Genomic DNA, 23524 nt, shown 5'->3' on the forward strand with positions numbered 1-23524 from the left:
CGATCAGCCGTGGCGCATCATGACCATAGGACGCCGCAAATGGGCGCGTGGGTCGTGATCAATGCAGGTTGGTATTACAACGCCCGCGACGCCGGCATGGAGCTGAAGAAACCCGCCCCGACGATCCACCGAAGTTACAAAGAGATCATCGACAAACTGGCGCGGACGAAGCCTGACGGATGGACCACTATGGGCATTTTCGTTCTCAGCTCCACGAGCCCCGAGGAGCAGCCGAAGGTCGAGCGCGGACTGAACAGGCTCAGGAAGTCGGTCACCCGCAAGAAAGCGAAACCGGGCCATGATTGCTTCATGGAGATCGTGCCGCCGCTAAATCGCAAGGCAACGGTGGGCTTCTATGTCCATCAGGCGGCGCATTCCAACCTGCGGCGCGCGCATATGGAGCATTTCGCGGCGGAAGCGCTGGAGCGCGACGATGCCGCGAGCTGTGTCCTGTTCGCCAAAAATACTGATAACTGGTCTTCGCCTTACGAAGCCGTGTTGCTCGTACAGCGGCGTGAGAAAGTCGTACCAGAGATCAAAAGCTGACGGACTGCTGTCGGCCATTTACGTCTTTCAGTGTCGGCCAGGTTGGACAAGTTCTCTGTGGTTCAGGTGTCAATCAACGGAGGCTTCACTAGGAATGGTGACTCGAACACCCGCCGAAAATCTCCAAAAAGGTCCGGGGGTAGGTGAGGGGGTATCAGTCAACTTGACTTTTCAAAGATACGAGAAATCAGGTCAATCAAGGCACTATTCGAGGATCGTAAGCGCACCATCGCCTAACAAGGCTTTGATTTTCCGAAAAAATCCACGATTTATGGGCTTTTAGTCGCCTCCGAGGTACGATGCGGAGGTACAAAGCGGCTTATGGGCTTGGTCGTGAAATATATTCTGAGGCGTCCCACTGGGAAGCTCACCTTCCGCCGAATCTATCCCTCTGATATGCAGGGCGTGCTTGGCCGCGAGCTTAAAACGCCTATCGGGCACGAGGCCGACAAGTCGTGGATGGGCCGGTGGGAGGACGCGGCGAGCGCCTATGAGGCGAACGTGGCTAAGGCTCGCAGGAAGCTCTCGGGACAATTTGATCCTTTGGACCTTCCGACCATTGCCTTTCTTGCTGAGACTTTCCGCGTCGAAAGCATGGAGGAGGACGAGGCGGCCCGGTGGAGCCCCGATGAGCGTGAATTGCGAGCTGGACTGACGGCGCAGCTTCAGGGACAGAATATTAAAGATGCTGATAACTGGGCCGGTGAGGAATAGGTCCGTTGGGCCGCTAAACGGCGGGAGACCCTGTTAGCTGTTTAGTCCCGGCATCTGGAGCGGTAGGCGCCATCAGCGTGCTGCCAGTTCATCAAAGGCCTTATTGAGATGATGTATGTCAGTGCGGGTCAAAAGATCACCGCAAGCCATCTGATCTCGTGCAGTGGTTAGCAAAATCTCAAGATTTTTTAATTTCATCTGTGTGCTGTTCGGAGCTAGATGCAGCCGTGACTGAGCTTTGATGATCACCGCTGCAAGATCCAAATGACTCTGGGTGGGGTCCATTACGCTCTCCATATTATTTTTGGCGTCGAGAACGTCCCAACATGTCATCGCGAAATAGATCAGCGGAAAACTGGAAGTTGCAGGCTTTCCGTCGAAATGGCGAGCTTCGGCGCTAGCGGAACGCCGGTGGCAGTGCCGCCTTCGTTCTCCCAACGGTCCATGGCGGTTTGCAGATTGCGTTCGGTCTGTTGCGACAGGGCGCGGAACGCGCGTTCCCGTGAAGCACCCAGCGCAAGCCCCTGCCGCTCGGCTCTCTCATGCAGAACAGTCTGCCGAAGTGGTAATGGGAACGGTATGTTTGGTGAACTGGACATGTCACTCTCCTCGTCGAGCGGGAGCGCGATTGTCTCTCAGTCACGGCATGCCCGCACAGAGTCGGAGCCGCGATGGGCCAGTATACCACGCTTGATCGGGGCTACCTAACGCCGTCCGGCGCTCATCAGGATTCAATCTTACTCATTCGTCCTCTTCTTCCCGCTCCTCCTTGTCGGCATCCGCGCAGGCCTCCGGGCCTTGATCCCGTTGCCAATCAGTGTCCCAATACCGCCAAACCGCATCGTCGGCGTAGTCCGCGACATTGCGGCCATCGGCAAATGTTTCGCCATTGATCGCGATCACCCTGGCCTTGAACCGTCGACAGAATTCTTGCTTCGTGATGCTGCTCATAGCGACTGCCTTGCCAGTTCACGTCCCTGGCGACGCGCACGATCTTACATCAGCAAGACTATGATAGAAGGCATCTGTTCCTCCCGCCGTCGCCGGGAACGAGGGAGTACTCGCTTCTGTCCGCCCATGATCGCGATCCGTCGGTGTCAATCGCGCGGCCGCTGCGGATAATTGCCTGCCTGGCTTCAAGCGAAAAGCCGCTCGGTAGTCACAGGATTACGCTGCCAAGGCCTTGGCCTGTCAGTCGTCGCAATATTCCCAGCGCCCCGCATTGCAGGCGGCGACGGCGCGGCGCCATGCCGCCATCCTGCGGGCATAGTCGGCCCGGGCGTCTTGATAGCCTTCGCGGTCGCCGTTCGCGCTATGATAATTTTCCATCATCCTGGCGTCACGCTGGCGGACATAGGCCAGCTGCTGCTGGTTCATCCGCTTGATCGTCGCGCGATCCCGGGCGCGGGCTGCAGCGCTCCGCATGCTGGGATCATTGGGATCGTCGGCGTGCGCGACCGCGGGCAGAAGCGCGGCGGCCATGACAGCCGCGCAAACGAACAGACCGAATTTCATGAACCCCTCCACCCACCAAGCCCTGGTGCGTCCTCTTCGTCTGCGGTTGCGCGCAAGGCAATCGATTTGCGACGAGTGGCGTCGATCGGGAAAGAGCGCAAGTTTGGGCTATCCGGGCGCCGGGGTTCCGGATCGGTCTGGGCTGCGGATCAAAAAAGCCCCGCCTTCGGAACGAGGACGGGGCAGTTGGGTCGCAATACAGGTGTAACCTGCAAGCACCGAACGCGTGCGCGCACCGATGGTCGCGATATACCCCCGATAGCCCCGCATCGGCCCATCGGGATTATAGCGAAGGATAGGCGCCTCCGGGGCGATCTTTCCGGTAGAATACGGCCCATTGTTGCTGTTCACGCGACGCGCCGGGTGCTGTTCGATCACGCGTCATCCAACGCATTTCACATGCCGAACGACATATTGTCGCGGGTCCCTGCCGCGCTACATTCCCGCCCATAAGAGGAGAGGGTCGTAATGAGCTTGGTCAGACGGGCATTCGGCGCGTTCAGTCGTCGTCGTCACATTCGCCGACGGCTTGAGCAGATAAGGCAGGAAGATCGCGCGTCAGGAAGGCGCGCCTTCATCGTGACAATAGGAGGCAGGCCCCAGCCGCACCCGGTTCGGGGATCAGCGTAGTTCCGCGCCTTGCGTAATGCCGTGCCGGGTCCGAGCATCATAGGCTTGCTGCAGGGGTCCGATTTCCATGATGGCCGCCTCAGCGCTTGTACGCTCATTGCCGCACCCGGCGGTCATGATCGCGGCTGCAATCTGCGAGGATTGATCGAAAGCGATGCGTGCGTGCCCCGCCTCATGTGTTTCCAGACCTGTCATGAAGCTCTGCCAGCGTTTCAGAATGCCCTCTGGAACGGAGGTTGGATTGACCAGCCGGGGAAGGATGACCCGTGCCCGGAATACCACACTGGCGTCAACCTTGCATGGCTTGGCGAGCGAGCGGCGAAACGTATAATTGAACGCGTACTGAGTGCCACCATATGCTTTTTCTCCGGTTGGCATCGTCAGCGCATGTGCTTGAAGTGATGCGTTTATCGCTTCCGTCGTGAAGCCTTCCACATCGTAATACTCAATGCTGACATTCGGTAAGCCGGAGAATGCCGTGGGCTGTTGGGCAGCCGCGTTGGGGATGGGAAGGATCGTCAGGATGGCGACCTTAGCCGCGAGAACTCGTTTCATGGGGTGCCAGGGTGCTGGTTGCTCTAGTCATGTCACTTCATGTGGCCGGCTTAAGATTTCGTATTCGATCGTTGCATCTATCGCATTGTCCTGGTCCGCGCGGTCGAACAGGTAGCCATATATGTCGAACGTCACCTAAATGGTTCCGAGTTGTCCCGGCCCGTACACCTATGGTAAACAGCAAGCTTCCCGTCATGCAGACCGCGAGGGGGAATGACATGGCAATCCGCGCAATCCTGGCAGCCCTGACAATGATGCTTTCGGTCGGGGTATTTCGCGAAGCCGCAGCACAGGATGCGGCCGAAACGGCCGTCATTCTGGGCGGTGCAGCACATGCGCAAGCTGGCGCAGGCTCGTTGGGGGCAGCCATTTCGAGAAGCTTCGATAATGCGGGACATGCGTTGAGGGCGCCGAGCGCCAGAGCCGTGTCGCACAGGTCGGCTTACCGGACGGCAAGACCCCGCGCTGCTCATGCTGTTGCCGATATCAAAGAATCCGGCGATCCGTTCAAGGGGACGAATGCGCCTGTCTACAGACTGGATAACGGAGCTTCCATTAGCGCGACTGGTGGGTTCACCGCGGCGGCGGATGCCAGTTGCGTGAAGGATTGCCCCCGCTAGCCTGACCATTCCCCATCTCGACTGTTTGGCCCTGTCCAACAAGGGCGGTCGCTGCGAGAACGGCTAGCGGTGCTTGGCGCGTGCAGTTGGGGGCAACCCTTTGGGTGCCCCCAGCAAGCTTTCTAAATCCGGGCCTTATCCCCTCCAGCAGCGTTGCACTTTGTGATGGTGACGCCATTCCGTGCGGCAATGACGATGGTGGCCGCCCCAACGGCGATCATTGTTGGCATATCGATGATCCTGATCGCGCATTTGCATGTGATCGGACCGCGCCATCGCATCCTGGTGGTCGCCGCGCATCATATCGTTCCGATCATTACGACGTTCGGCGGTGGACCGATCGGGATTCGGCATGTCACGAGGGTTTGACATTTGGTCGTGTCGGTCGGGCGACATCTGCGCGCTGGCTGGGACGGCCAACGCCAGCGCCCCAGCTAACAACGCGGCGGCGGTTGATCTGAGGGCTTTCATGGGCTTTCTCCTTTCCCGAGATTGGGAACGAGGGAGAAACGAAATTGGGGGTCGTTTGCTCCGTCACCCACAAACATATCCACTGCCCGCTATAATAGGGTTATTTCGCGTTTGTCGCCCTGGCGTCTTTGGCCTCGGAAACCTTCGCCTTTGGTAATTTCGCAGCGACAGGCATCGCGGTAACAGCGGCAGCCAGGACGAGCGGCATGATCTTATTCATGATTTACCTCCGGGAAGGTCGGCATTCCCCGTCGTCCCAACGCCCCTCACATGGTCATAGTTGCGCCGGCCCATGATGCGCCTCTTAGTCTGCTCGCTTCGTTGACGCCTGAACATGCCCGGCGAACGGAAGGGAGCAGGGGGCGGCAAAGACCAGCGACATTGAACGATATCGCGGTTCGAGATGCGAACCTGTACGAGCGAACGCTGACGCTAAGTCGGCTGTCCTCTGCCCGCATGACCCTGCGGGAGCATCAGCAGCGGCTCTTGCTGCCAATATCCTTACCGATCAGCGCACCGGCGCCTGCGCCGATAATCGTGCCGGGCAAGCGATCGCCTCGCGTGTCCACCGCGCGGCCAAGCAGAGCACCTGCACCCGCGCCAAGGATCGCGCCTGTCGTTCCGCTGGTCCTGCAGTCCCGACGCACATAGCGGGGACGGTCATCCCGGTAATAGCGGCCGTCATCATATGCGCTGCGCCGATCATAGCGGTCGCCGTCATAATCGCGGTGGTGCTTGTACCAGCCGCGATGCCTGCCGTTGTCGTGCGCCAGTGCGACAGAGGGCAGGGCGCCGCACAGCGTAGCTGCCAGGCTCAGCGCCAAAGTGCATTTCCTGATCCCCATAACAATCTCCCTATGTTGTCATGGGGCTATGACTGGCTCCGCTTGGCTGTTCCCTGAATGGTCGGTTTAGCTGGCGTTCAGGTGGATGGCTGCGGAAATGCAGGGGGTGGGTGCGCGACCGGCGCCCCGCTCGGCCAAGGGATTGAGCCGACGCTGGCGAAGGGGGGCCAGACCAGCGATTCAGACATAACTGGAACGGATCGGCGAAAAGGAATACAAGGGGATGTTCATCAATATGCAGCACCGGGATGCCTGTATGACAAAGGATCTGTCATGAAGAAATCGCCTCTGGCTGTCGCTGCGGCCATCATCACAATTGCGGGTCTCGGTCTCGCCAGCCCGGTAGAGGCGAGGCGCCATCACTATCGTGATCCGGGACATGGACACTGCCTGCGCTTCAACAAGACTACCGGAGCCGTAGCGGGTGCTGTCGGCGGGGGCCTATTGGGCAACGCGGTTCTGGGTGGCACCGGTGGCACATTGGTCGGCGCGGCGGCAGGTGGTGTAGCTGGGCACGAACTGGCCCATAACAGGCGGAAGCGCTGCCGTTGAATTCGGCTGCGTACAATGTGCGCCAGCCCGGGCTGATATAATCCATTTCGAAAGCGGGGGTTCGCACCGATCGCTCCCCATGAAGTTCCGGGGCTGCGGCCGCTTATGGGCGCTCCGAATCACGCCATCGATCGGCTATTGGTCCTTCCGTCCGGTCCCTTTCCCTGTGCCATCGAGCCGACTGAGACGCTAAAAAATCGCGGAATTGCGCGGGTTTCCATTGCAACATGAAATCGCCAGCAGGGGAGGGGCTTGGTGCCATGAAGCTGCTGGTTTTATTGGAAAGGTTGGATGCCCGATGAGGATTCGAACCTCAATTGACGGAGTCAGAGTCCGTAGTCTTACCTTTAGACGATCGGGCACCAAGGGGCGTGAGCCGCTTTGGAAGCGCGCAAATAGGCCGGCTCAACTCGCAGGTCAAGAGGTTTGGACCGGGCTTTCGTGCCGCGCGGACGCTGTTGATCCCGGCAAGAAAAGCCCGCCGGCCGCATGGTGATGCGTCCGGCGGGCCCTTTCATGATCCCAGAGGGGTTGGATGGCCTGGGATCCGCTTCCGGGATGGGAAGCGGCCCCCTCTATCGCAAGGCGATCAATCCATGTCCTCGGTGGTGAAGTCCTCACCCTGAACGATGGCCAGCGGATCGTCGCCGATCGCCGCTTCCGGCCCCTGGCGCAGCTCGGCGGCATGTTCTTCGGCCGCCGTTCTGGGTGCGATCAGGTCGACCTGGCTGGAGGCCCGCAGCGCGGCCCGCATCGCCGCGTCCCGCGACGAGGCGGCAACGCGCATGCGGTTCATGCCCGCGCCTGTGCCCGCCGGGATGAGGCGGCCGACAATGACGTTTTCCTTGAGGCCAACCAGCGTGTCCTTCTTACCCTGGACCGCTGCTTCCGTGAGGACGCGAGTGGTTTCCTGGAAGGAGGCCGCCGAGATGAAGGAACGGGTCTGCAGCGAGGCCTTGGTGATGCCGAGCAGCACCGGTTTGCCGGCGGCCGGCGCGAAGCCCGGCTGCAGCTTGCTGTTGATCTCGTCCATTTCCTCGCGGTCGACCTGCTCGCCCACCAGCAAAGTGGTGTCGCCGGATTCGATGATCTCGACCTTCTGCAGCATCTGGCGGACAATCGTTTCGATGTGCTTGTCGTTGATCTTCACGCCCTGCAGGCGATAGACTTCCTGGATTTCCGCGACCAGATATTCGGCCAGCGGCTCGATGCCGAGCACTTCCAGAATGTCGTGCGGGTCGGGAGAACCGCCGATCAGGTTGTCGCCGCGCTTCACGAAGTCGCCTTCCTGAACGTCGATCACCTTGCTCTTGGGGATCAGATATTCGACCGGCTCGCCGCCATCCTCGGGGTTGATGGCGATCTTGCGCTTCGCCTTGTAGTCCTTGAGGAACTGGACGCGGCCCGACACCTTGGCGATGATCGCATTGTCCTTGGGCTTGCGGGCTTCGAACAACTCGGCGACGCGCGGCAGACCGCCGGTGATGTCGCGGGTCTTGGCCGCTTCGCGGCTGACACGCGCCAGCACGTCGCCGGCCTGAACCTGCGCCCCGTCGTCGACCGACAAGGTGGCGCCTACCGCGAGCATATAGCGCGCGGCTTCACCCGAATTGTCGTCCAGCAGGGTCAGACGCGGACGCAGATCCTCCTTCGTACGAGCGGATCCGCGATGTTCCGTAACGACGCGCTGGGCGATACCGGTTGCCTCGTCGGTCTGCTCGGTCAGCGTCTTGCCGTCGATCAGATCCTGATACTTCACGATGCCCGGCTTTTCCGTAATCACGGGCATGGTGAACGGATCCCACTCGGCGAAGCGCTCACCCTTCTTCACGGCATCGCCATCCGCGAACAGGATGGTGGCGCCGTAGGGCAGGCGGTGCGTTTCGCGCTCGCGACCTTCAGAGTCGATGATCGCGATCTCGCCATTGCGGGCGAGGCTGAGGCGACGGCCATTCTTGTCGGTGATGGTCGGCATGTCGCGCAGCTCGATCGTGCCGTCCGACATGGCTTCCAGGTTCGACGTTTCATTGAAGTTCGCCGCGCCGCCGATGTGGAAGGTACGCATGGTGAGCTGCGTGCCCGGTTCACCGATGGACTGCGCCGCGATGACGCCGACCGCTTCGCCGATGTTGACCGGCGTACCGCGTGCGAGGTCGCGGCCGTAGCATTTGCCGCACACGCCCATCTTGCTTTCGCAGATCAGCGGCGAGCGGATCTTGACCGACTGGGTGCCGATGGCCTCGATCTGCGCCACCAGCGCTTCGTCCAGCAGCGTGCCGATCGGCACGATGACCGATCCGTCCTTGCTGTCGACGATGTCCTGCGCCGTGGTGCGGCCCAGGATGCGCTCGCCGAGCGACGCGATGACCGAGCCGCCCTGGACGATGGCCTTCATCTCCAGCGCCTTGTCGGTGCCGCAATCCTCCTCGACGACGGTGCAGTCTTGCGACACGTCGACCAGACGGCGAGTTAGGTAACCCGAGTTCGCCGTCTTGAGCGCAGTGTCGGCCAGACCCTTGCGGGCGCCGTGGGTGGAGTTGAAATATTCAAGGACGGTCAGGCCTTCCTTGAAGTTCGAGATGATCGGCGTTTCGATGATCTCGCCCGAAGGCTTGGCCATCAGGCCGCGCATGCCGGCCAGCTGCTTCATCTGGGCCTGCGAACCACGGGCACCGGAGTGCGCCATCATGTAGATCGAGTTGATCGGCGCCAGACGGCCGGTCTTGGGGTCCTTGGGCTGGGCGCGGATTTCGTCCATCATGGCGTTCGCCACCACGTCGCCGCAACGGCTCCAGGCGTCGATCACCTTGTTGTACTTTTCCTGCTGGGTGATCAGGCCGTCCTGATATTGCTGCTCATAGTCGGCCACCAGCGCCTTGGTTTCCGCCACGGTGCCTTCCTTCGAATCCGGGATCACCATGTCGTCCTTGCCGAACGAGATGCCGGCCTGGAACGCGTGGCGGAAGCCCAGCGCCATGATGGCGTCGGCGAACAGCACGGTGTCCTTCTGGCCGGTGTGGCGATAGACCTGGTCGATGACGTCACCGATTTCCTTCTTGGTGAGAAGGCGGTTGACGACGTCGAAGGGCACCTTGTGGCTCTTGGGCAGACATTCGCCGAGCAGCATGCGGCCCGGCGTGGTCTCGAACCGCTTCATGTACTGATTGCCGGCCTCGTCGGTCTGCGGCACGCGGCTGGTGATCTTCGAATGCAGCGTCACCGCCTTGGCGAAGAGGGCCTGGTGGACCTCCTGCATGTCGGCCAGCAGCATGCCTTCGCCCGGCTCGCCTTCGCGCTCCATGGACAGATAATAGATGCCCAGGACCATGTCCTGCGACGGAACGATGATCGGCTTGCCGTTCGCGGGCGAGAGGATGTTGTTGGTCGACATCATCAGCACGCGCGCTTCCAGCTGGGCCTCAAGGCTCAGCGGGACGTGCACGGCCATCTGGTCACCGTCGAAGTCGGCGTTGAAGGCCGAGCAGACGAGCGGGTGCAGCTGGATCGCCTTGCCCTCGATCAGCACGGGCTCGAACGCCTGGATGCCCAGACGGTGGAGCGTCGGCGCGCGGTTGAGCATCACCGGATGCTCGCGGATCACCTCGTCCAGGATGTCCCAGACTTCCTTGCGCTCCTTCTCGACCCACTTCTTGGCCTGCTTGAGGGTCATGGACAGACCCTTGGCGTCGAGGCGGGCGTAGATGAAGGGCTTGAACAGTTCGAGCGCCATCTTCTTCGGGAGCCCGCACTGGTGCAGCTTCAATTCCGGACCGGTCACGATGACCGAACGACCCGAATAGTCGACGCGCTTGCCGAGCAGGTTCTGGCGGAAGCGGCCCTGCTTGCCCTTGAGCATGTCGGACAGCGACTTGAGCGGACGCTTGTTGGCACCGGTGATGACGCGACCGCGACGGCCATTGTCGAACAGCGCGTCGACGGCTTCCTGCAACATGCGCTTTTCGTTGCGGACGATGATGTCCGGCGCGCGCAATTCCATCAGGCGCTTGAGGCGGTTGTTACGGTTGATGACGCGGCGATACAGGTCATTGAGGTCCGACGTCGCGAAGCGGCCGCCGTCCAGCGGCACCAGCGGGCGCAGTTCCGGCGGGATGACCGGCACGACGTCCAGGATCATCCACTCCGGACGGTTGCCCGATTCCAGGAAGCTCTCGACGACCTTCAGGCGCTTGATGATCTTCTTGGGCTTCAGTTCCGACTTGGTGACGGCCAGCTCGTCCAGCAGCGCCTGCTTCTCGCCCTCAAGGTCGAGGTCCATCAGCATCTGCTTGACCGCTTCGGCGCCGATGCCGGCGGAGAAGGCGTCCTCGCCATACTCGTCCTGCGCGTCGAGCAGTTCGTCTTCGGTCAGAAGCTGGAACTTTTCGAGCGGCGTAAGGCCGGGTTCGGTGACGATGTAGGATTCGAAATAGAGGACGCGCTCAAGCTGCTTGAGCTGCATGTCGAGCAGGAGACCGATGCGCGAAGGCAGCGACTTCAGGAACCAGATGTGCGCGACAGGCGCGGCCAGTTCGATATGGCCCATGCGTTCGCGGCGGACCTTCGACACCGTGACTTCGACACCGCATTTTTCGCAGACGATGCCCTTGTATTTCATGCGCTTATACTTGCCGCACAGGCACTCATAGTCCTTGATCGGACCGAAGATGCGGGCGCAGAACAGGCCGTCACGCTCAGGCTTGAACGTGCGGTAGTTGATGGTTTCCGGCTTCTTGATCTCGCCGAAGGACCAGCTGCGGATGCGCTCGGGAGAGGCAAGGCCGATCTGGATCTGGTCGAAGGTTTCCGGCTTCTGGACCGGATTGGCGAAGTTCGTCAGTTCGTTCATTTTTTCAGTCCCTCTAGAGGGTAAAATTTTCTGGGCTGCGAAGTAGGGGAGGGGCGCCGCACGGACGGCGCCCGATCACCCTTATTCCGCCGCCTGCGCGAAGCCGTCGTCGTCCTCGACCGCGTCCATCGCGGCGAGTTCGACGTTGAGGCCCAGCGAGCGCATTTCCTTGACCAGCACGTTGAAGCTTTCGGGAATGCCGGCCTCGAACGTGTCGTCGCCCTTGACGATCGCTTCGTAGACCTTGGTGCGGCCGACCACGTCGTCCGACTTCACCGTCAGCATTTCCTGGAGCGTGTAGGCGGCGCCATAGGCCTGGAGCGCCCACACTTCCATTTCACCGAAGCGCTGGCCGCCAAACTGCGCCTTACCGCCCAGCGGCTGCTGGGTAACAAGCGAGTAGGGGCCAATGGAGCGTGCGTGGATCTTGTCGTCGACAAGGTGGTGCAGCTTCAGCATGTAGATGATGCCGACCGTCACCTTGCGGTCGAACCGGTCGCCGGTGCGGCCGTCATACAGGTCCGACTGACCCGACGAATGCAGGCCCGCCAGTTCCAGCATCGCCGACACGTCGGCTTCGCGGGCACCGTCGAACACCGGGGTCGCCATCGGCACGCCGCGCTGGAGATGCTCGGCGAGGTCGACGATCTGTTCGGCGGTGCGGCCGTTGATCTGGTCGGCATATTGCTCGCCATAGGTTTCCAGCAGACGCGTCTTGACCGCTTCCGGCATCTCGCCAGCCTGCGCGTTCGGATTGGCTTCGCGCCATTCCTCCAGCGCATGCTTGAGCTGCTGGCCAAGGCCACGGGCAGCCCAGCCCAGATGGGTTTCGAAGATCTGCCCGACGTTCATGCGCGACGGCACGCCCAGCGGGTTCAGCACGATGTCGACATGGGTACCGTCTTCGAGGAACGGCATGTCCTCGATCGGCAGGATGCGCGAAATGACACCCTTGTTGCCGTGACGGCCGGCCATCTTGTCGCCGGGCTGCAGCTTGCGCTTCACCGCGACGAACACCTTGACCATCTTGAGCACGCCCGGCGGCAGCTCGTCGCCACGCTGCAGCTTGTCGACGCGATCTTCGAACTTCTCGACGATCAGCTTCACCGCTTCGTCATACTGCGCCTTGACGGCTTCGATGCCGGCCTGACGGACGTCGTCCGCGACCGCGAACTTCCACCATTCATGACGTTCGACTTCGCCCAGCAGGGCTTCGTCGATCTCCACGCCCTTCTTGACGCCCTTGGGAGCAGCCGTCGCCGTCTGGCCGAGCAGCATTTCCTGCAGGCGGTTGAAGGTCGCGCGGTTGAGAATGGCGCGTTCGTCCTCGCGGTCCTTGGCGAGACGGTCGATTTCCTCCCGCTCGATCGCCATGGCGCGTTCGTCCTTGTCGATGCCGTGACGGTTGAAGACGCGGACTTCCACTACCGTGCCGGCCACACCCGGCGGCAGACGCAGCGAGGTGTCGCGCACGTCGCTCGCCTTTTCACCGAAGATCGCGCGGAGCAGCTTTTCTTCCGGGGTCATCGGCGATTCACCCTTGGGGGTGATCTTGCCGACCAGGATGTCGCCCGGCTCCACTTCGGCGCCGATATAGACGATGCCCGCTTCGTCGAGGTTGCGCAGCGCTTCCTCGCCGACGTTCGGGATGTCGCGAGTGATGTCTTCCGGCCCCAGCTTGGTGTCGCGGGCCATGACCTCGAACTCCTCGATATGGATCGAGGTGAAGACGTCATCCTTCACGATGCGTTCGGAGATCAGGATGGAGTCTTCGTAGTTGTAGCCATTCCAGGGCATGAACGCAACGAGCGTGTTCCGGCCCAGCGCCAGCTCGCCGAACTCGGTCGACGGACCGTCGGCGATCACGTCGCCGCCTTCGATCAGGTCGCCCACCTTCACCAGCGGACGCTGGTTGATGCAGGTGTCCTGGTTCGACCGCTGGAACTTCTGCAACGTGTAGATGTCGACGCCCGACTGGCCGGGTTCGATATCGCCGGTGGCGCGGATCACGATACGGGTCGCGTCGACCTGATCGACGATGCCCGGACGCTTGGCGGCGATGGCCGCGCCGGAATCCCGCGCAACCGTGCCTTCCATGCCGGTGCCGACGAACGGCGCCTCGGCATTGACCAGCGGCACGGCCTGACGCTGCATGTTCGATCCCATGAGCGCGCGGTTGGCGTCGTCGTTCTCAAGGAACGGGATCAGCGAGGCCGCGACCGACACCAGCTGCTTGGGGCTGACGTCCATCAGGGTGATGTGGTCCTTGGGCGCCATCAGGAATTCGCCCGCTTCACGCGCCGAGATCAGGTCCTCGGCCAGCGTGTTGTCGGGGTTCAGCTCGGCGTTGGCCTGCGCGATGGTGTGCTTGGCCTCTTCCATCGCCGACAGATAGACGACGTCGTTGGTCACCACGCCGTCGATCACCTTGCGATAAGGCGTTTCGATGAACCCGTACTTGTTCACGCGGCTGAAGGTGGCCAGCGAGTTGATCAGACCGATGTTCGGGCCTTCCGGCGTTTCGATCGGGCAGATACGGCCATAATGGGTGGGGTGGACGTCGCGGACTTCGAAGCCCGCACGCTCACGGGTCAGACCACCCGGCCCGAGCGCCGACACGCGGCGCTTATGGGTGACTTCCGACAGCGGGTTGGTCTGGTCCATGAACTGCGAGAGCTGCGAGGAGCCGAAGAACTCGCGCACGGCCGCCACGGCGGGCTTGGCGTTGATGAGGTCGTTCGGCATCACGGTCGACACGTCGACGGACGACATGCGTTCCTTGACCGCGCGCTCCATGCGCAGCAGGCCGACGCGATACTGGTTTTCCAGCAGCTCGCCGACCGAGCGGACGCGACGGTTGCCGAGATTGTCGATATCGTCGATCTCGCCCTTGCCGTCCTTGAGGTTCACCAGTTCCTTGACCACCGCGAGGATATCATCGGTGCGCAGCGTGGTGACGGTATCCTCGGCATCGAGGTCGAGGCGCATGTTGAGCTTGACGCGGCCGACGGCGGACAGGTCATAGCGTTCCGGATCGAAGAACAGGCCGGCGAACAGCGCTTCGGCGGTTTCCTTCGTCGGCGGTTCGCCAGGGCGCATCACGCGATAGATGTCGGCCAGCGCCTGATCGCGTTCCTCGGCCTTGTCGGCCTTGAGCGTATTGCGGATCCACGGACCGGTCGTGACATGGTCGATGTCGAGCAGTTCGAGCCGATCGATGCCGGCTTTGTCGAGCTTTTCGAGATTTTCGGGCGACACTTCATCGCCCGCCTCGATGTAGATTTCGCCGGTGCTCTCGTTGATGAGGTCATAGGCGCTGTAGCGGCCATAGACTTCCTCGGTCGGGATCAGCAGGGCTTCGAGGCCGTCCTTCTCCGCCTTGTTGGCGGCGCGGGGCGAAATCTTCTGGCCGGCGGCGAAGACAACTTCGCCAGACTTCGCGTCGACGATGTCGAAGGCCGGCTTCTGGCCGCGCCAGGCTTCGGCGGCGTAGGGGATCTGCCAGCCACCTTCGCCCCGAACGAAGGTCACCTTGTTGTAGAAATAGCCAAGGATATCCTCGGCATTGAGGCCAAGCGCATAGAGCAGCGCCGTCACCGGCAGCTTGCGCTTGCGGTCGATACGGACGTTGACGATGTCCTTGGCGTCGAATTCGAAGTCCAGCCACGAACCGCGATAGGGGATGACGCGCGCGGCGAAGAGATATTTGCCCGACGAGTGGGTCTTGCCCCGGTCATGGTCGAACAGCACGCCCGGCGAACGGTGCATCTGCGACACGATGACGCGCTCTGTGCCGTTGACGATGAACGTGCCGTTCTGCGTCATGAGCGGCATGTCGCCCATGTACACGTCCTGCTCCTTGATATCGAGCACGGAACGGGTTTCCGTGTCCTGGTCGACCTCGAACACAATCAGGCGCAGCGTGACGCGCATCGGCGCTGCGTAGGTGATGCCGCGCTGACGGCATTCCTCGACGTCATATTTCGGGTCTTCCAGCTCGTAATGGACAAAGTCCATTTCGGCGGTCCCGGCGAAATCGCGGATCGGGAAGACCGAGCGCAGGGTCTTTTCAAGGCCGGAGACATAGCCGACCGACGGGTCGGAACGGAGAAACTGCTCATAGCTTTCCCGCTGGACCTCGATCAGGTTCGGCATCTGCACCACTTCGTGGATGTCGCCGAATACCTTTCTGATGCGCTTCTTCGCGCCGGTATTGCTGATCGGGGGGAGAGCCTTGGTCGCCATTGCGTATCCTGCCTTTTGATTCGTCGCATTTTTTCGCATCGCAGCGAAAATTCAGCCGGGCCTGATCGGTTCAAGAGACTGATTCGCCCCCTGCCGCCACGCAAAAAAGTGCGGGCCGGGACTGTCCGATCCGCACTGTCAGCACCTTTTGACCCGCCGTTTTTCGCCCAATCCCGCCGGCTTCGCGCGCTATTCGAAGCAGGTCCCCGGGCGATCCGCGGGACGGCCCGACCGCTGCCCGAAGGCAGCCGCTGGACCGGATTTCCAACAGCCATATAGGCCCGCTGCTTCGCCTTGTGAAGAGGCACCAGCCTAATTCCGTATGTGGCGATCGATGATAGGCGTCCGCTTCGGGCGGCGAGGGAGGACCAGCAGGGACGCTCAAGCCGTGGTCAGAAAAGACGCGTCAGTTCGAAGAAGGCAGCGCCGATCGCGGCGGCGGCGGGCAGGGTCACGACCCAGGCGACGACGATGCTCGACGCCACGTTCCAGCGGACGGCCGACAGCCTGCGCGACGCGCCCACGCCGACGATGGCGCCCGTGATCGTGTGCGTCGTCGACACGGGCACGCCCAGATGGGTCGCCATGAACAGGGTGATCGCTCCGCCGGTTTCGGCGCAGAAGCCTTGTGCCGGAGTCAGTCGCGTGATTTTCGACCCCATTGTATGCACAATCTTCCAGCCGCCCAGCAGCGTGCCCAGTCCCATCGCGCTCTGGCAAGCGATCACGACCCAGAAGGGCACGTGGAAGTCGCCCTTCAGCATGCCCTGTGAAAACAGCAGCACGGCGATGATGCCCATCGTCTTCTGCGCGTCATTGCCACCATGGCCGAGCGAGTAGAGCGAGGCAGAGACGAGTTGCAGTCTGCGGAACACACGGTCCGCGCCCTGCGGGGTGAAGCGCCGGAAAATCCAGCTGATGATCAGCACCAGGAACAGCGCCAATATAAGGCCGATGGCCGGAGAAAGCACGATCGCCGCGCTCGTCTTGAACACGCCGCTCCATACGACCGCGCCAAGGCCTGCCTTGGCCGTTCCCGCGCCCAGCAGACCCCCGATCAGCGCATGGCTGGAGGATGAGGGGATGCCGAGCCCCCAGGTGATGAGATTCCAGGCGATGGCGCCCATCAAAGCGCCGAAGATGACCTGCGCGTCGATGATGCTCGCTTCGACGATGCCCTTGCCGACGGTTTCCGCGACATGCAGGCCAAAGAACAGGAAGGCGATGAAGTTGAAGAAGGCGGCCCAGGCGACCGCATATTGGGGCTTGAGGACCCGGGTGGACACGATCGTTGCGATCGAATTGGCGGCATCGTGGAGGCCGTTCAGGAAATCGAAGGCAAGCGCGATGCCGACAAGGCCGACGAGCAGCGGAAAGGCGATGTGGGCTTCCATGGCGAGTGAGGCTCTGTCCTGTGCAGACTTCCCTGATCCGTTCGTGTCGAGCGAAGTCGAGAAATCAGATGCGCGCCTGTTCCGTTCCTCGGCTGCGCTCGGAACGAAAGGAGGTTGTGGGAGAATCAGGCGTGGTCGATGACCAGACCGGAAATTTCATTGGCAACGTCCTCGAACCGGTCCGTCACCTTTTCCAGATGTCCGTAAATCTCTTTGCCGACGACGAAATCCATGGGATTCCCTTGCCGTGCCTGGCCGTACAGCGCCTTCAACCCGGATTCGTGCAGGATGTCGGCATGGCCTTCCAGCTTGACGAGGCGTTCCGTCAGTTCGTGCAGACGTGCCGAGTTGAGGTTGAGGGAGCGTAGCAGCGGCATCGCTTCGGCGGCGATCCGGGCGCATTCGACGATCAGCGCGCTCATGTCCTGCATCTGCGGGGCGAATTCCTTCACCTCGAACAGGGCGATCGCCTTTGCCGTCTGGTTCATCTGGTCGATCGCGTCGTCCATCACGCCGATGAGGCCGGTAATGGCGCTGCGGTCGAACGGAGTGACGAAAATCCGGCGAACATCCTGGAGCACTTCGCGGATGATATCGTCGGCCTCATGCTCCCGGTCGGAAATTTCCTTGATGTGCGTGTCGATGTCTTGCCCGCCCTTGAGCAGGAGGGCGAGCGCGTCGGCGCCTGCGACCAGCGTTGCCGCATGATCTTCGAACTGATCGAAGAAGCGGCCCTGCTTGGGCATCAGCGCGTGAAACCAGCGCAGCATTCCAGTCCTTTCGCTTTGCCATTCCCTGATCCGCAGCAGCATTCGGAGGAACCAGCCCGGTTGTCGGGGCGGTTCGCGAAAGGCCGCGATGATGGATTGTAGATCGGGTTCGTCCACGGCCTTCGCGGCCTCGGCGACCGGGAACCAGCGCAGTTCTCGTTGCCCCTGTTCGGGCCATTGCGCCAACTGCCCCGTGACGGCAAGGGGGAAAACCTCGACCGTCGCCTCGCGCGTGTCCCCCTTGCGCCGCCGCTTGTCGTAACGATAGCGGCCGAGCGGCGCGGGGCAGGCGATGCCGTGGATGCCTGCTTCCTCAAAGGCTTCCAGCTCGGCTGCGCGATGGCCTGCCATGCCCTTGATGCGATTGCCCTTGGGGATCACCCAGCGGCGCGTGTCGCGTGAGGTGATCAGCAGGATGCGCATCGAACCATCGGGGTCGGACGCATAGGGAAGGGCGGCGATCTGACGCATCAGTCCCTCTTCCCTATGGCGCCGGATGGCCTGCCTTTTCCTGAACGCTGTTCCGCCATGCGCGCCTTGTAACGAAACTGTCACATAGCGCAATCAGCCAGGTTGGTCAGATCGACAAACGGGCCGTGAGGCGGATGTCGCGGCCGCCAAGCGGGGCATAATCCTTGAGAAAGCTGGCATGGCGCCGCGCCTCCACGTCAAAAATGTTGTTGGCCGACAGGCTGATCGTGGTGCGGTCGTTGCCCTTGATCGGCTTGAACGAGAGTGACCCATTGACGAGGGTGAAGCCGTCTGTCGGGGTTTCCGTGGCCGCGATCCGGTCCTGCGCGAAACTATGTTCAACTTCCCCCCGCAGATCGACCCGGTCGCCGTGCAGTGCGAAGCCGCCGAGCAGACGCAGGGGCGGGATGCGCGGCGCTGGCCCCGATCCCACGATCGTCGCGCGGACATAATCGGCCATGCCATCGAGGTTGAGCGTATATTCCCCGATCTGCGCGAGCTTTACCGTGGCTTCCGTCTCGAACCCCCAATAGCGGGCGTTGGCCTGAAAATTCTGGAAGCAGGGGAAGTCCAGCGGCTTGCCGCCGTTGGCCACCATGCAGGCCGCGTCACCGACCAGCGCGTCGTAGATATAGCCCTGGAACCAGTTGTGATAGGCCGACAGCGTCAGCGTATAGCCGGGACCCTGCCCGTGCAGCGTTCCTTCGACGCCCCAGCTTTTCTCCAGTTCGAAGTTCGGATTGCCGAGTTCGAACGCCTGGGTGCCGGCATGATTGCCGCGCGCGAACAGTTCCTCCGCCGATGGTGCCCGTTCGGTATGCGCGAGGTTCAGGCCCAGCCGCCACCCCGGAACGAGCTGCTGGCTTGCGCCGATCGACCCGGAAAAGGCGTCGAAGCTGCGGTGATAGGCGGGGTTGAGCAGGATGTCGTCGGCATCGGCCGAAACCCGCGTATGTTCGTACCGTCCGCCAAGCTCTATCCGGGTGCCGCCGAGGTCCAGGGACTGCAGGGTGAAGAGGCCCAGTTGCTCGGTTTCATTGCGAGGCAGGAATTTTTCGTCGCCATCGACATGGAAGTTGCGCGCGAAAAATTGCGCGCCAGTCGCGCCGTCCCACCCACCGCGCTTCGCCTGCACCAGTTCCAGCCGCGATTCGATCGACTGATTGTAGAAAGTGGTGCCCACTGCGCCCGCCGCGCCGATCTCCTGATGCTGATAGTCGGCAAAGCCGGCGCGCAGGCGGATGGATCCAAGCCAGCTGCCGTTGACGGGCAGCTCGGCGCGCAGATCGGCCCGATCCTGCTTCATGTGCAGGCGGACCTGTTCCGATGTCGACCCGGGCTCCAGCGAATAGCGCGCCGGGACGCCATAGAAATTGTCGGTATGGGCGACCGAGAAGCCGAGATTCCCGCCGTCGGTCACCAGTGCCGCGCCGCCCGCGACTTCCCAGCTGCGCGCGCCGCTGTTGGGCAGTTCGCCGCGCAGGTCGGCGAGTGCGGCGATGGCAGGATCGCCGCTTGCTGCTGCTCGGGCGCGCAGGGCTGGCGTCAGGATATAGGTGCCGGTGTCGAGATTGCCGGTCTTGGAATAGCTTCCGTCGAAATGCACCACGATCTTGTCCGAGATGGGCGCCTCAATCTCGCCCGATCCGGTGCGCTCGTTCGCTGCGCTTGCGTAGGTTGCAATGCCGTCGATATGGATGGGTTCATCAGGCACCCGGCGGGGGATACGGCTGTCGATCACGTTGACCACGCCGCCTATGGCCGATGAACCATAGAGCAGAGCCGCTGGCCCGCGCAGCACCTCGATCCGGTCCGCGGTCAGCGGGTTGATGGCCACGGCATGGTCGACCGAGGTGTTCGACACGTCGAAGCTGCCGATGCCGTCCGTCAGGATGCGTACCCGCTCGCCCTGGAAACCGCGCAGCACGGGGCGCGAGGCATTGGGGCCGAAAGAGGTGGCAGACACGCCTGGCTGGTGGGCGAGCGTATCGCCGATCGTGGGCCGCAGCGCGCGCGTCAGTTCGACGCCCGACACCACGGAAGTCCCGGACAATATGTCTTCCTGCGAGCGGGGGATGATGCCGGTGACGACGATATCGGGCTGCTGATCGTGATAGGCGGGGGGCAGCGGGGCGGCATCGCCCTGTGCAAGGGCTGGAAGCGGCAGGCACAGGGCGCTCAGGGCGCAGCCGGCGCGCAACGAAGAAAGGCGCAGCATGAAGATGGTCTGTCCTCCAAAGGTCAAGCAGCAGCCCGCCTAATGCCAATGTTATAACATATCAATAGGCCTGTTGCGCATTCAGCCGGTCGGTCTGATCAGAGGAACAGATATTCGGCCAAGGCGGCTGCCGGTGATTGATCGGCCGTTCCCTGTCGCATGGCTTGCCTTACCTCGACCGAGGGAAGCGCACGCTCCAGCGCCAGGCGCTGGATGCCGGGCATGCGGCCGAGGTCACGGGCGAGCGGGCCGAAGGCGGCGAAACAGCCCGCCCCCTCGCGCAGAATAGTCAGGATGTCGAACATGTTGTCGGTTTCCAGCACCGGGCTGCCTGTCACAATCCCCTGCCGCGCCAATGCTTCCTCGACAATCCGGCGCAGCGCGTTGCGTGGTTCCATCGCCAGCATAGGCGTGACGGCCAACTCGGCCAGGCTGACACTGTCCCGGCGGGCGAGCGGATGGTCGACACCGACGTAGAGGTTGATCGGTTCCGACCAGCCGTAGCGGGACGCAAAGCCGTCCGGTTCGCCCAGCGCATAAAAATAGGCGATGTCGATCTTTCCCTGTCGAAGGGCGCTGGCCGCTTCGTCGGCAAGATGGATGGTGAGGTCCAGCGTGATCGCGATGTCCTCGTTCACGGACTCGAAGGCGGCCAGCGCCTCCTGGAAATGCCCGAATACCGGCGCCGGCGCCGCGAGCACGATGGAATGTCGCGCCGGCTCGGGCGGAGGGGCCGGGGCAAGCGGTGGCTCGGCGCCTTCAATCTCTGGCGCCTGCCAGCTTTCCAGATGATCCTGCGACAGCAGCGTCATCGCTTGTGCCGTCCTGCGCCCCGCGCCGGTCAACCGTGCGCCGTCCGACAGATCTTCGAACAGCCGGTAGCCGAGGCGCAGTTCCAGCGACGCCAGGTCCCGAGCGACATCATCAACGGCGATGCCGAGGTTCCGGGCGCATCGGGCGATGCTGCCGTCGGCCACCATCTGCGCGAATATGTCCAGTTGGCGCAGGGATGATTTCGGCATATCGCCTGTGATAGTAGAAATATCCCGTGGGGTTAAGGCCGATCTTGCCGGCCGTTCAATTGCGATATTGACGAAGCCGGTCGAAAGATGGCAGGGCGCTGCTCCTGACGGGCGGGTATAGCTCAATGGTAGAGCACTAGCCTTCCAAGCTTGTGATGCGGGTTCGATCCCCGCTACCCGCTCCACGTATTTCCGTCGTTTCTAGCCTCCGCTGCCAGATTGTTTTGCTCCGTGTTTTGCTCGCATCCTCTCCGCGAGCGAAATTACAACGGCCGCGCTGTCCACATAAGTGCTGCGAATCTTGCCTACGCGAGTCGGCGACCAAGCGATCCAGTTTTCCGGGATCAGATCACGACTACTCAGACCGCCCGTATGACTGCTGCTTCCTCGTCCGCTGACCCAATCTCGTCCGACATCATCGCCCCGCTCAAAGAGCGGCTATCAGCCTGTCGATCGTCCCCGCCGACAAGGCGGCCTTCAGACCTCGCTTACACCGATCCTGCGGGTCGACTGTGACATCATAGCGTTCGGAGAGCGCCTTTAGCGCGGCTTCTGGCCAGAGACGCGACAGGAGGATCCTGACGGCCATACCACCCCATTCCAACGCGCCTCGCGCGAGAACCGCGCCGAGCCCTCCAGATCATTGCGCCTGTGCCCGGCTTCCATCAGAACAGGGCCTTGGCGACGCCCGAGAGGGACGCCCAGTCCGTCTCCAGGTCTAGAACCGCCGGCGTGCCGGTCGCGGGGCCCTTGACGAGGTTGAGCACCAGACGGGATGCGCCTGCCTGCTCGAACTCGCCCACGCGAGCCCGGATCTCCTCGGGCGTGCCCCAGGCCACGATGGCGTCGATTAGGCGATCGCTCCCGCCCTGTTCATAGTCGCTGCTTTCAAAGCCGAGGCGTCCGTATGCGGTCTGGTAATAAGGCAGGCCGATATAGATGCTGAGAAAGGCGCGGGCGACCCCACGCGCATAAACGGGATCGTCACTGAAGACGCACGGGATTTCGGCGGTGACGGCTTGCTCGTTGCCGACCCGTTGCCGCGACGCTGCCACGAGCGGCGGGGGCAGGATCCAAGTGATGATGCCGTCGCAATGCTTGACCGCCAGATCCTGCAAGCCCGGCGCGTGCGCGGCGATGTAGAGGGGAGCGATCGGGGAGGTGGCAGCGACGCCGAGTTGCGACGACTCCATTTGTTCCAGATACGCTTTCATCTTCGTGAGCGGGGGGACCCATTCATGCCCGCGCTTGCCGACCACGATGGGATTGGACGCTCCCAGCCCCATCATGAAGCGCCCCGGATAATATCGCGATAGCGCCATCCTGATCTGCACCGCCCCCATGGGATCGCGCCCGTAGACCGTGGCGACGCCGGTCGCGGCCTTCAGCGTGCTGGTGTTCGCCAGGACGAAGGCGGCGACCTGGAAGGGATCGACGCCGAACGGATCGAGCGTCCAGACGCTCTCAAATCCCAGGGCTTCGATTTCCTGCACCCGCCGGGCAAGCTCGGCCGGGGACAAGCTGTGTACGCTGCGATCCAGTACCAGCCCAATGTCGATCATGTTGATTCCTCCGGTAACCCTGAAATTAAGATGCCGCGCTTTCGCCCACGACGGCATGGCCCTTCGCATCTTGCGCCGCCGTCGCGCCGGCGGCCCTGTTGAACGAGAGCTGACCGGATCCGATACGACAGCACCCAGACATTGGGCCGGAGATCATGCGCGGCCAACAACCTCGGGCCAGACGTCTGTCTTGGCGTAGATGAGCATCGCATCAAGGCGGCTGACGTCGCCGCGTTCCGTCCGCCACGCGATATATTTCCGGTACGACTCTTCATCGTCCCAAGTTTCCACGATCAGCACGCGATCGCGGTCCGAGCTATGGCGCACCACCTTGATGTCGCGGAAGCCCGCGAATTTCGCCGTATCAGGCAACACTCCCGGGATGACTTCGCAAAACGCCTCCACGAACTCCGGCTTGAGCTTGTAGTCGACAGTTATGGTCACTGGTTCCTTCAACTATAATCTCCATCTTTCCCGGATCAGTTCTTCCCGAACTTCCTTGTTCTGCTCAACCCTGCAGTATAGACTAGCAAAGTCGCTGCAATGAA

20 protein-coding genes and 2 tRNA genes are annotated in these 23524 nt (G+C 62.1%); 5 read left to right on the plus strand and 17 right to left on the minus strand.

All coding sequences use genetic code 11. The annotated features are described in order from the left end of the window. The first annotated feature begins 39 nt into the window (after window positions 1-39). Together AAC640_RS17015 and AAC640_RS17020 are read left to right on the plus strand one after the other, a co-directional pair. On the plus strand, window positions 40-546 hold the full coding sequence (locus AAC640_RS17015; RefSeq protein WP_340268439.1) for a hypothetical protein: 507 nt from the start codon (window positions 40-42) through the stop codon (window positions 544-546). Between the two features lie 333 nt (window positions 547-879). After that, entirely contained in the window at window positions 880-1260 is a 381-nt protein-coding gene (locus tag AAC640_RS17020; RefSeq protein WP_340268441.1) for a hypothetical protein, read from the plus strand. 72 nt (window positions 1261-1332) lie between these two features. On the opposite strand, the gene AAC640_RS17025 is transcribed toward AAC640_RS17020, so the two are convergent. From AAC640_RS17025 to AAC640_RS17045, 5 genes are all read right to left on the minus strand, one after another. Then, a complete protein-coding gene (locus AAC640_RS17025; protein ID WP_340268442.1) occupies window positions 1333-1545 on the minus strand; it encodes a hypothetical protein in 213 nt (70 codons plus the stop codon). Window positions 1546-1604: 59 nt separating this feature from the next. Continuing rightward, a complete protein-coding gene (locus AAC640_RS17030) occupies window positions 1605-1859 on the minus strand; it encodes a hypothetical protein (protein ID WP_340268444.1) in 255 nt (84 codons plus the stop codon). A 142-nt stretch (window positions 1860-2001) separates the two neighbouring features. Continuing rightward, window positions 2002-2211, minus strand: a complete 210-nt coding sequence (locus tag AAC640_RS17035) for a hypothetical protein (protein WP_340268446.1) — start codon at window positions 2209-2211, stop codon at window positions 2002-2004. A gap of 240 nt (window positions 2212-2451) precedes the next feature. Continuing rightward, complete coding sequence (locus tag AAC640_RS17040; protein WP_340268448.1) at window positions 2452-2775, minus strand: hypothetical protein; 324 nt, start codon at window positions 2773-2775, stop codon at window positions 2452-2454. Window positions 2776-3396: 621 nt separating this feature from the next. Further along, window positions 3397-3960 (minus strand): DUF922 domain-containing protein, encoded by a 564-nt coding sequence (locus AAC640_RS17045; RefSeq protein WP_340268450.1) that lies wholly within the window; start codon window positions 3958-3960, stop codon window positions 3397-3399. Window positions 3961-4178: 218 nt separating this feature from the next. Between AAC640_RS17045 and AAC640_RS17050 the strand changes: the two genes are divergently transcribed. Further along, window positions 4179-4580: a hypothetical protein gene (locus tag AAC640_RS17050; RefSeq protein WP_340268452.1), complete on the plus strand. Its 402-nt coding sequence runs from the start codon at window positions 4179-4181 to the stop codon at window positions 4578-4580. Between the two features lie 135 nt (window positions 4581-4715). On the opposite strand, the gene AAC640_RS17055 is transcribed toward AAC640_RS17050, so the two are convergent. Together AAC640_RS17055 and AAC640_RS17060 are read right to left on the minus strand one after the other, a co-directional pair. Further along, complete coding sequence (locus AAC640_RS17055; protein ID WP_340268454.1) at window positions 4716-5051, minus strand: hypothetical protein; 336 nt, start codon at window positions 5049-5051, stop codon at window positions 4716-4718. Between the two features lie 473 nt (window positions 5052-5524). Continuing rightward, window positions 5525-5875: a glycine zipper 2TM domain-containing protein gene (locus AAC640_RS17060; protein WP_422795010.1), complete on the minus strand. Its 351-nt coding sequence runs from the start codon at window positions 5873-5875 to the stop codon at window positions 5525-5527. A 294-nt stretch (window positions 5876-6169) separates the two neighbouring features. Here AAC640_RS17060 and AAC640_RS17065 point away from each other — a divergent pair, with 294 nt between their 5' ends. Further along, complete coding sequence (locus tag AAC640_RS17065) at window positions 6170-6448, plus strand: glycine zipper 2TM domain-containing protein (RefSeq protein ID WP_340268458.1); 279 nt, start codon at window positions 6170-6172, stop codon at window positions 6446-6448. A gap of 288 nt (window positions 6449-6736) precedes the next feature. On the opposite strand, the gene AAC640_RS17070 is transcribed toward AAC640_RS17065, so the two are convergent. The 7 genes from AAC640_RS17070 to AAC640_RS17100 form a co-directional block, all read right to left on the minus strand. Beyond that, window positions 6737-6810, minus strand: a tRNA-Gln gene (locus AAC640_RS17070). Between the two features lie 227 nt (window positions 6811-7037). Next, window positions 7038-11294 (minus strand): DNA-directed RNA polymerase subunit beta', encoded by a 4257-nt coding sequence (rpoC, locus tag AAC640_RS17075; protein WP_340268460.1) that lies wholly within the window; start codon window positions 11292-11294, stop codon window positions 7038-7040. A gap of 81 nt (window positions 11295-11375) precedes the next feature. Beyond that, the gene (rpoB, locus tag AAC640_RS17080; protein ID WP_340268462.1) at window positions 11376-15539 is read right to left on the minus strand and encodes a DNA-directed RNA polymerase subunit beta; all 4164 of its coding nucleotides are present in this window, start codon (window positions 15537-15539) and stop codon (window positions 11376-11378) included. 392 nt (window positions 15540-15931) lie between these two features. Beyond that, on the minus strand, window positions 15932-16933 hold the full coding sequence (locus AAC640_RS17085; RefSeq protein ID WP_340268464.1) for an inorganic phosphate transporter: 1002 nt from the start codon (window positions 16931-16933) through the stop codon (window positions 15932-15934). Window positions 16934-17058: 125 nt separating this feature from the next. Beyond that, complete coding sequence (locus AAC640_RS17090; protein ID WP_340268466.1) at window positions 17059-18174, minus strand: DUF47 family protein; 1116 nt, start codon at window positions 18172-18174, stop codon at window positions 17059-17061. A gap of 106 nt (window positions 18175-18280) precedes the next feature. Beyond that, window positions 18281-20392 (minus strand): TonB-dependent receptor, encoded by a 2112-nt coding sequence (locus AAC640_RS17095; RefSeq protein ID WP_340268488.1) that lies wholly within the window; start codon window positions 20390-20392, stop codon window positions 18281-18283. A gap of 98 nt (window positions 20393-20490) precedes the next feature. Next, window positions 20491-21414 carry a LysR family transcriptional regulator gene (locus tag AAC640_RS17100; protein WP_340268468.1) on the minus strand — a complete coding sequence of 308 codons (924 nt, stop codon included), beginning with the start codon at window positions 21412-21414 and terminating at the stop codon, window positions 20491-20493. 111 nt (window positions 21415-21525) lie between these two features. On the opposite strand from AAC640_RS17100, the gene AAC640_RS17105 reads away from it, so the two are divergent. Then, window positions 21526-21599, plus strand: a tRNA-Gly gene (locus AAC640_RS17105). Between the two features lie 242 nt (window positions 21600-21841). On the opposite strand, the gene AAC640_RS17110 is transcribed toward AAC640_RS17105, so the two are convergent. The 3 genes from AAC640_RS17110 to AAC640_RS17120 all read right to left on the minus strand — a co-directional run bounded on the left by AAC640_RS17110 (window position 21842) and on the right by AAC640_RS17120 (window position 23432). Continuing rightward, entirely contained in the window at window positions 21842-22003 is a 162-nt protein-coding gene (locus AAC640_RS17110) for a hypothetical protein (RefSeq protein ID WP_340268470.1), read from the minus strand. Between the two features lie 76 nt (window positions 22004-22079). Next, on the minus strand, window positions 22080-22976 hold the full coding sequence (locus AAC640_RS17115; protein ID WP_340268472.1) for an LLM class flavin-dependent oxidoreductase: 897 nt from the start codon (window positions 22974-22976) through the stop codon (window positions 22080-22082). Window positions 22977-23129: 153 nt separating this feature from the next. Continuing rightward, on the minus strand, window positions 23130-23432 hold the full coding sequence (locus tag AAC640_RS17120) for a putative quinol monooxygenase (protein WP_340268474.1): 303 nt from the start codon (window positions 23430-23432) through the stop codon (window positions 23130-23132). Window positions 23433-23524: the final 92 nt, after the last annotated feature.

The sequence above is a fragment of the Sphingobium mellinum genome (genome assembly GCF_037860795.1).
Classification (GTDB): domain Bacteria; phylum Pseudomonadota; class Alphaproteobacteria; order Sphingomonadales; family Sphingomonadaceae; genus Sphingobium; species Sphingobium mellinum.

Excerpts from the sequence above, each read along its gene's own strand:
- AAC640_RS17015 (WP_340268439.1), top strand. The coding sequence starts at position 40 with ATGGGCGCGTGGGTCGTGATCAATGCAGGTTGGTATTACAACGCCCGC.
- AAC640_RS17025 (WP_340268442.1), bottom strand. The coding sequence starts at position 1,545 with ATGGACCCCACCCAGAGTCATTTGGATCTTGCAGCGGTGATCATCAAA.
- AAC640_RS17030 (WP_340268444.1), bottom strand. The coding sequence starts at position 1,859 with ATGTCCAGTTCACCAAACATACCGTTCCCATTACCACTTCGGCAGACT.
- AAC640_RS17035 (WP_340268446.1), bottom strand. The coding sequence starts at position 2,211 with ATGAGCAGCATCACGAAGCAAGAATTCTGTCGACGGTTCAAGGCCAGG.
- AAC640_RS17040 (WP_340268448.1), bottom strand. The coding sequence starts at position 2,775 with ATGAAATTCGGTCTGTTCGTTTGCGCGGCTGTCATGGCCGCCGCGCTT.
- AAC640_RS17045 (WP_340268450.1), bottom strand. The coding sequence starts at position 3,960 with ATGAAACGAGTTCTCGCGGCTAAGGTCGCCATCCTGACGATCCTTCCC.
- AAC640_RS17050 (WP_340268452.1), top strand. The coding sequence starts at position 4,179 with ATGGCAATCCGCGCAATCCTGGCAGCCCTGACAATGATGCTTTCGGTC.
- AAC640_RS17055 (WP_340268454.1), bottom strand. The coding sequence starts at position 5,051 with ATGAAAGCCCTCAGATCAACCGCCGCCGCGTTGTTAGCTGGGGCGCTG.
- AAC640_RS17065 (WP_340268458.1), top strand. The coding sequence starts at position 6,170 with ATGAAGAAATCGCCTCTGGCTGTCGCTGCGGCCATCATCACAATTGCG.
- rpoC (WP_340268460.1), bottom strand. The coding sequence starts at position 11,294 with ATGAACGAACTGACGAACTTCGCCAATCCGGTCCAGAAGCCGGAAACC.
- rpoB (WP_340268462.1), bottom strand. The coding sequence starts at position 15,539 with ATGGCGACCAAGGCTCTCCCCCCGATCAGCAATACCGGCGCGAAGAAG.
- AAC640_RS17085 (WP_340268464.1), bottom strand. The coding sequence starts at position 16,933 with ATGGAAGCCCACATCGCCTTTCCGCTGCTCGTCGGCCTTGTCGGCATC.
- AAC640_RS17090 (WP_340268466.1), bottom strand. The coding sequence starts at position 18,174 with ATGCGTCAGATCGCCGCCCTTCCCTATGCGTCCGACCCCGATGGTTCG.
- AAC640_RS17095 (WP_340268488.1), bottom strand. The coding sequence starts at position 20,392 with ATGCTGCGCCTTTCTTCGTTGCGCGCCGGCTGCGCCCTGAGCGCCCTG.
- AAC640_RS17100 (WP_340268468.1), bottom strand. The coding sequence starts at position 21,414 with ATGCCGAAATCATCCCTGCGCCAACTGGACATATTCGCGCAGATGGTG.
- AAC640_RS17110 (WP_340268470.1), bottom strand. The coding sequence starts at position 22,003 with ATGGCCGTCAGGATCCTCCTGTCGCGTCTCTGGCCAGAAGCCGCGCTA.
- AAC640_RS17115 (WP_340268472.1), bottom strand. The coding sequence starts at position 22,976 with ATGATCGACATTGGGCTGGTACTGGATCGCAGCGTACACAGCTTGTCC.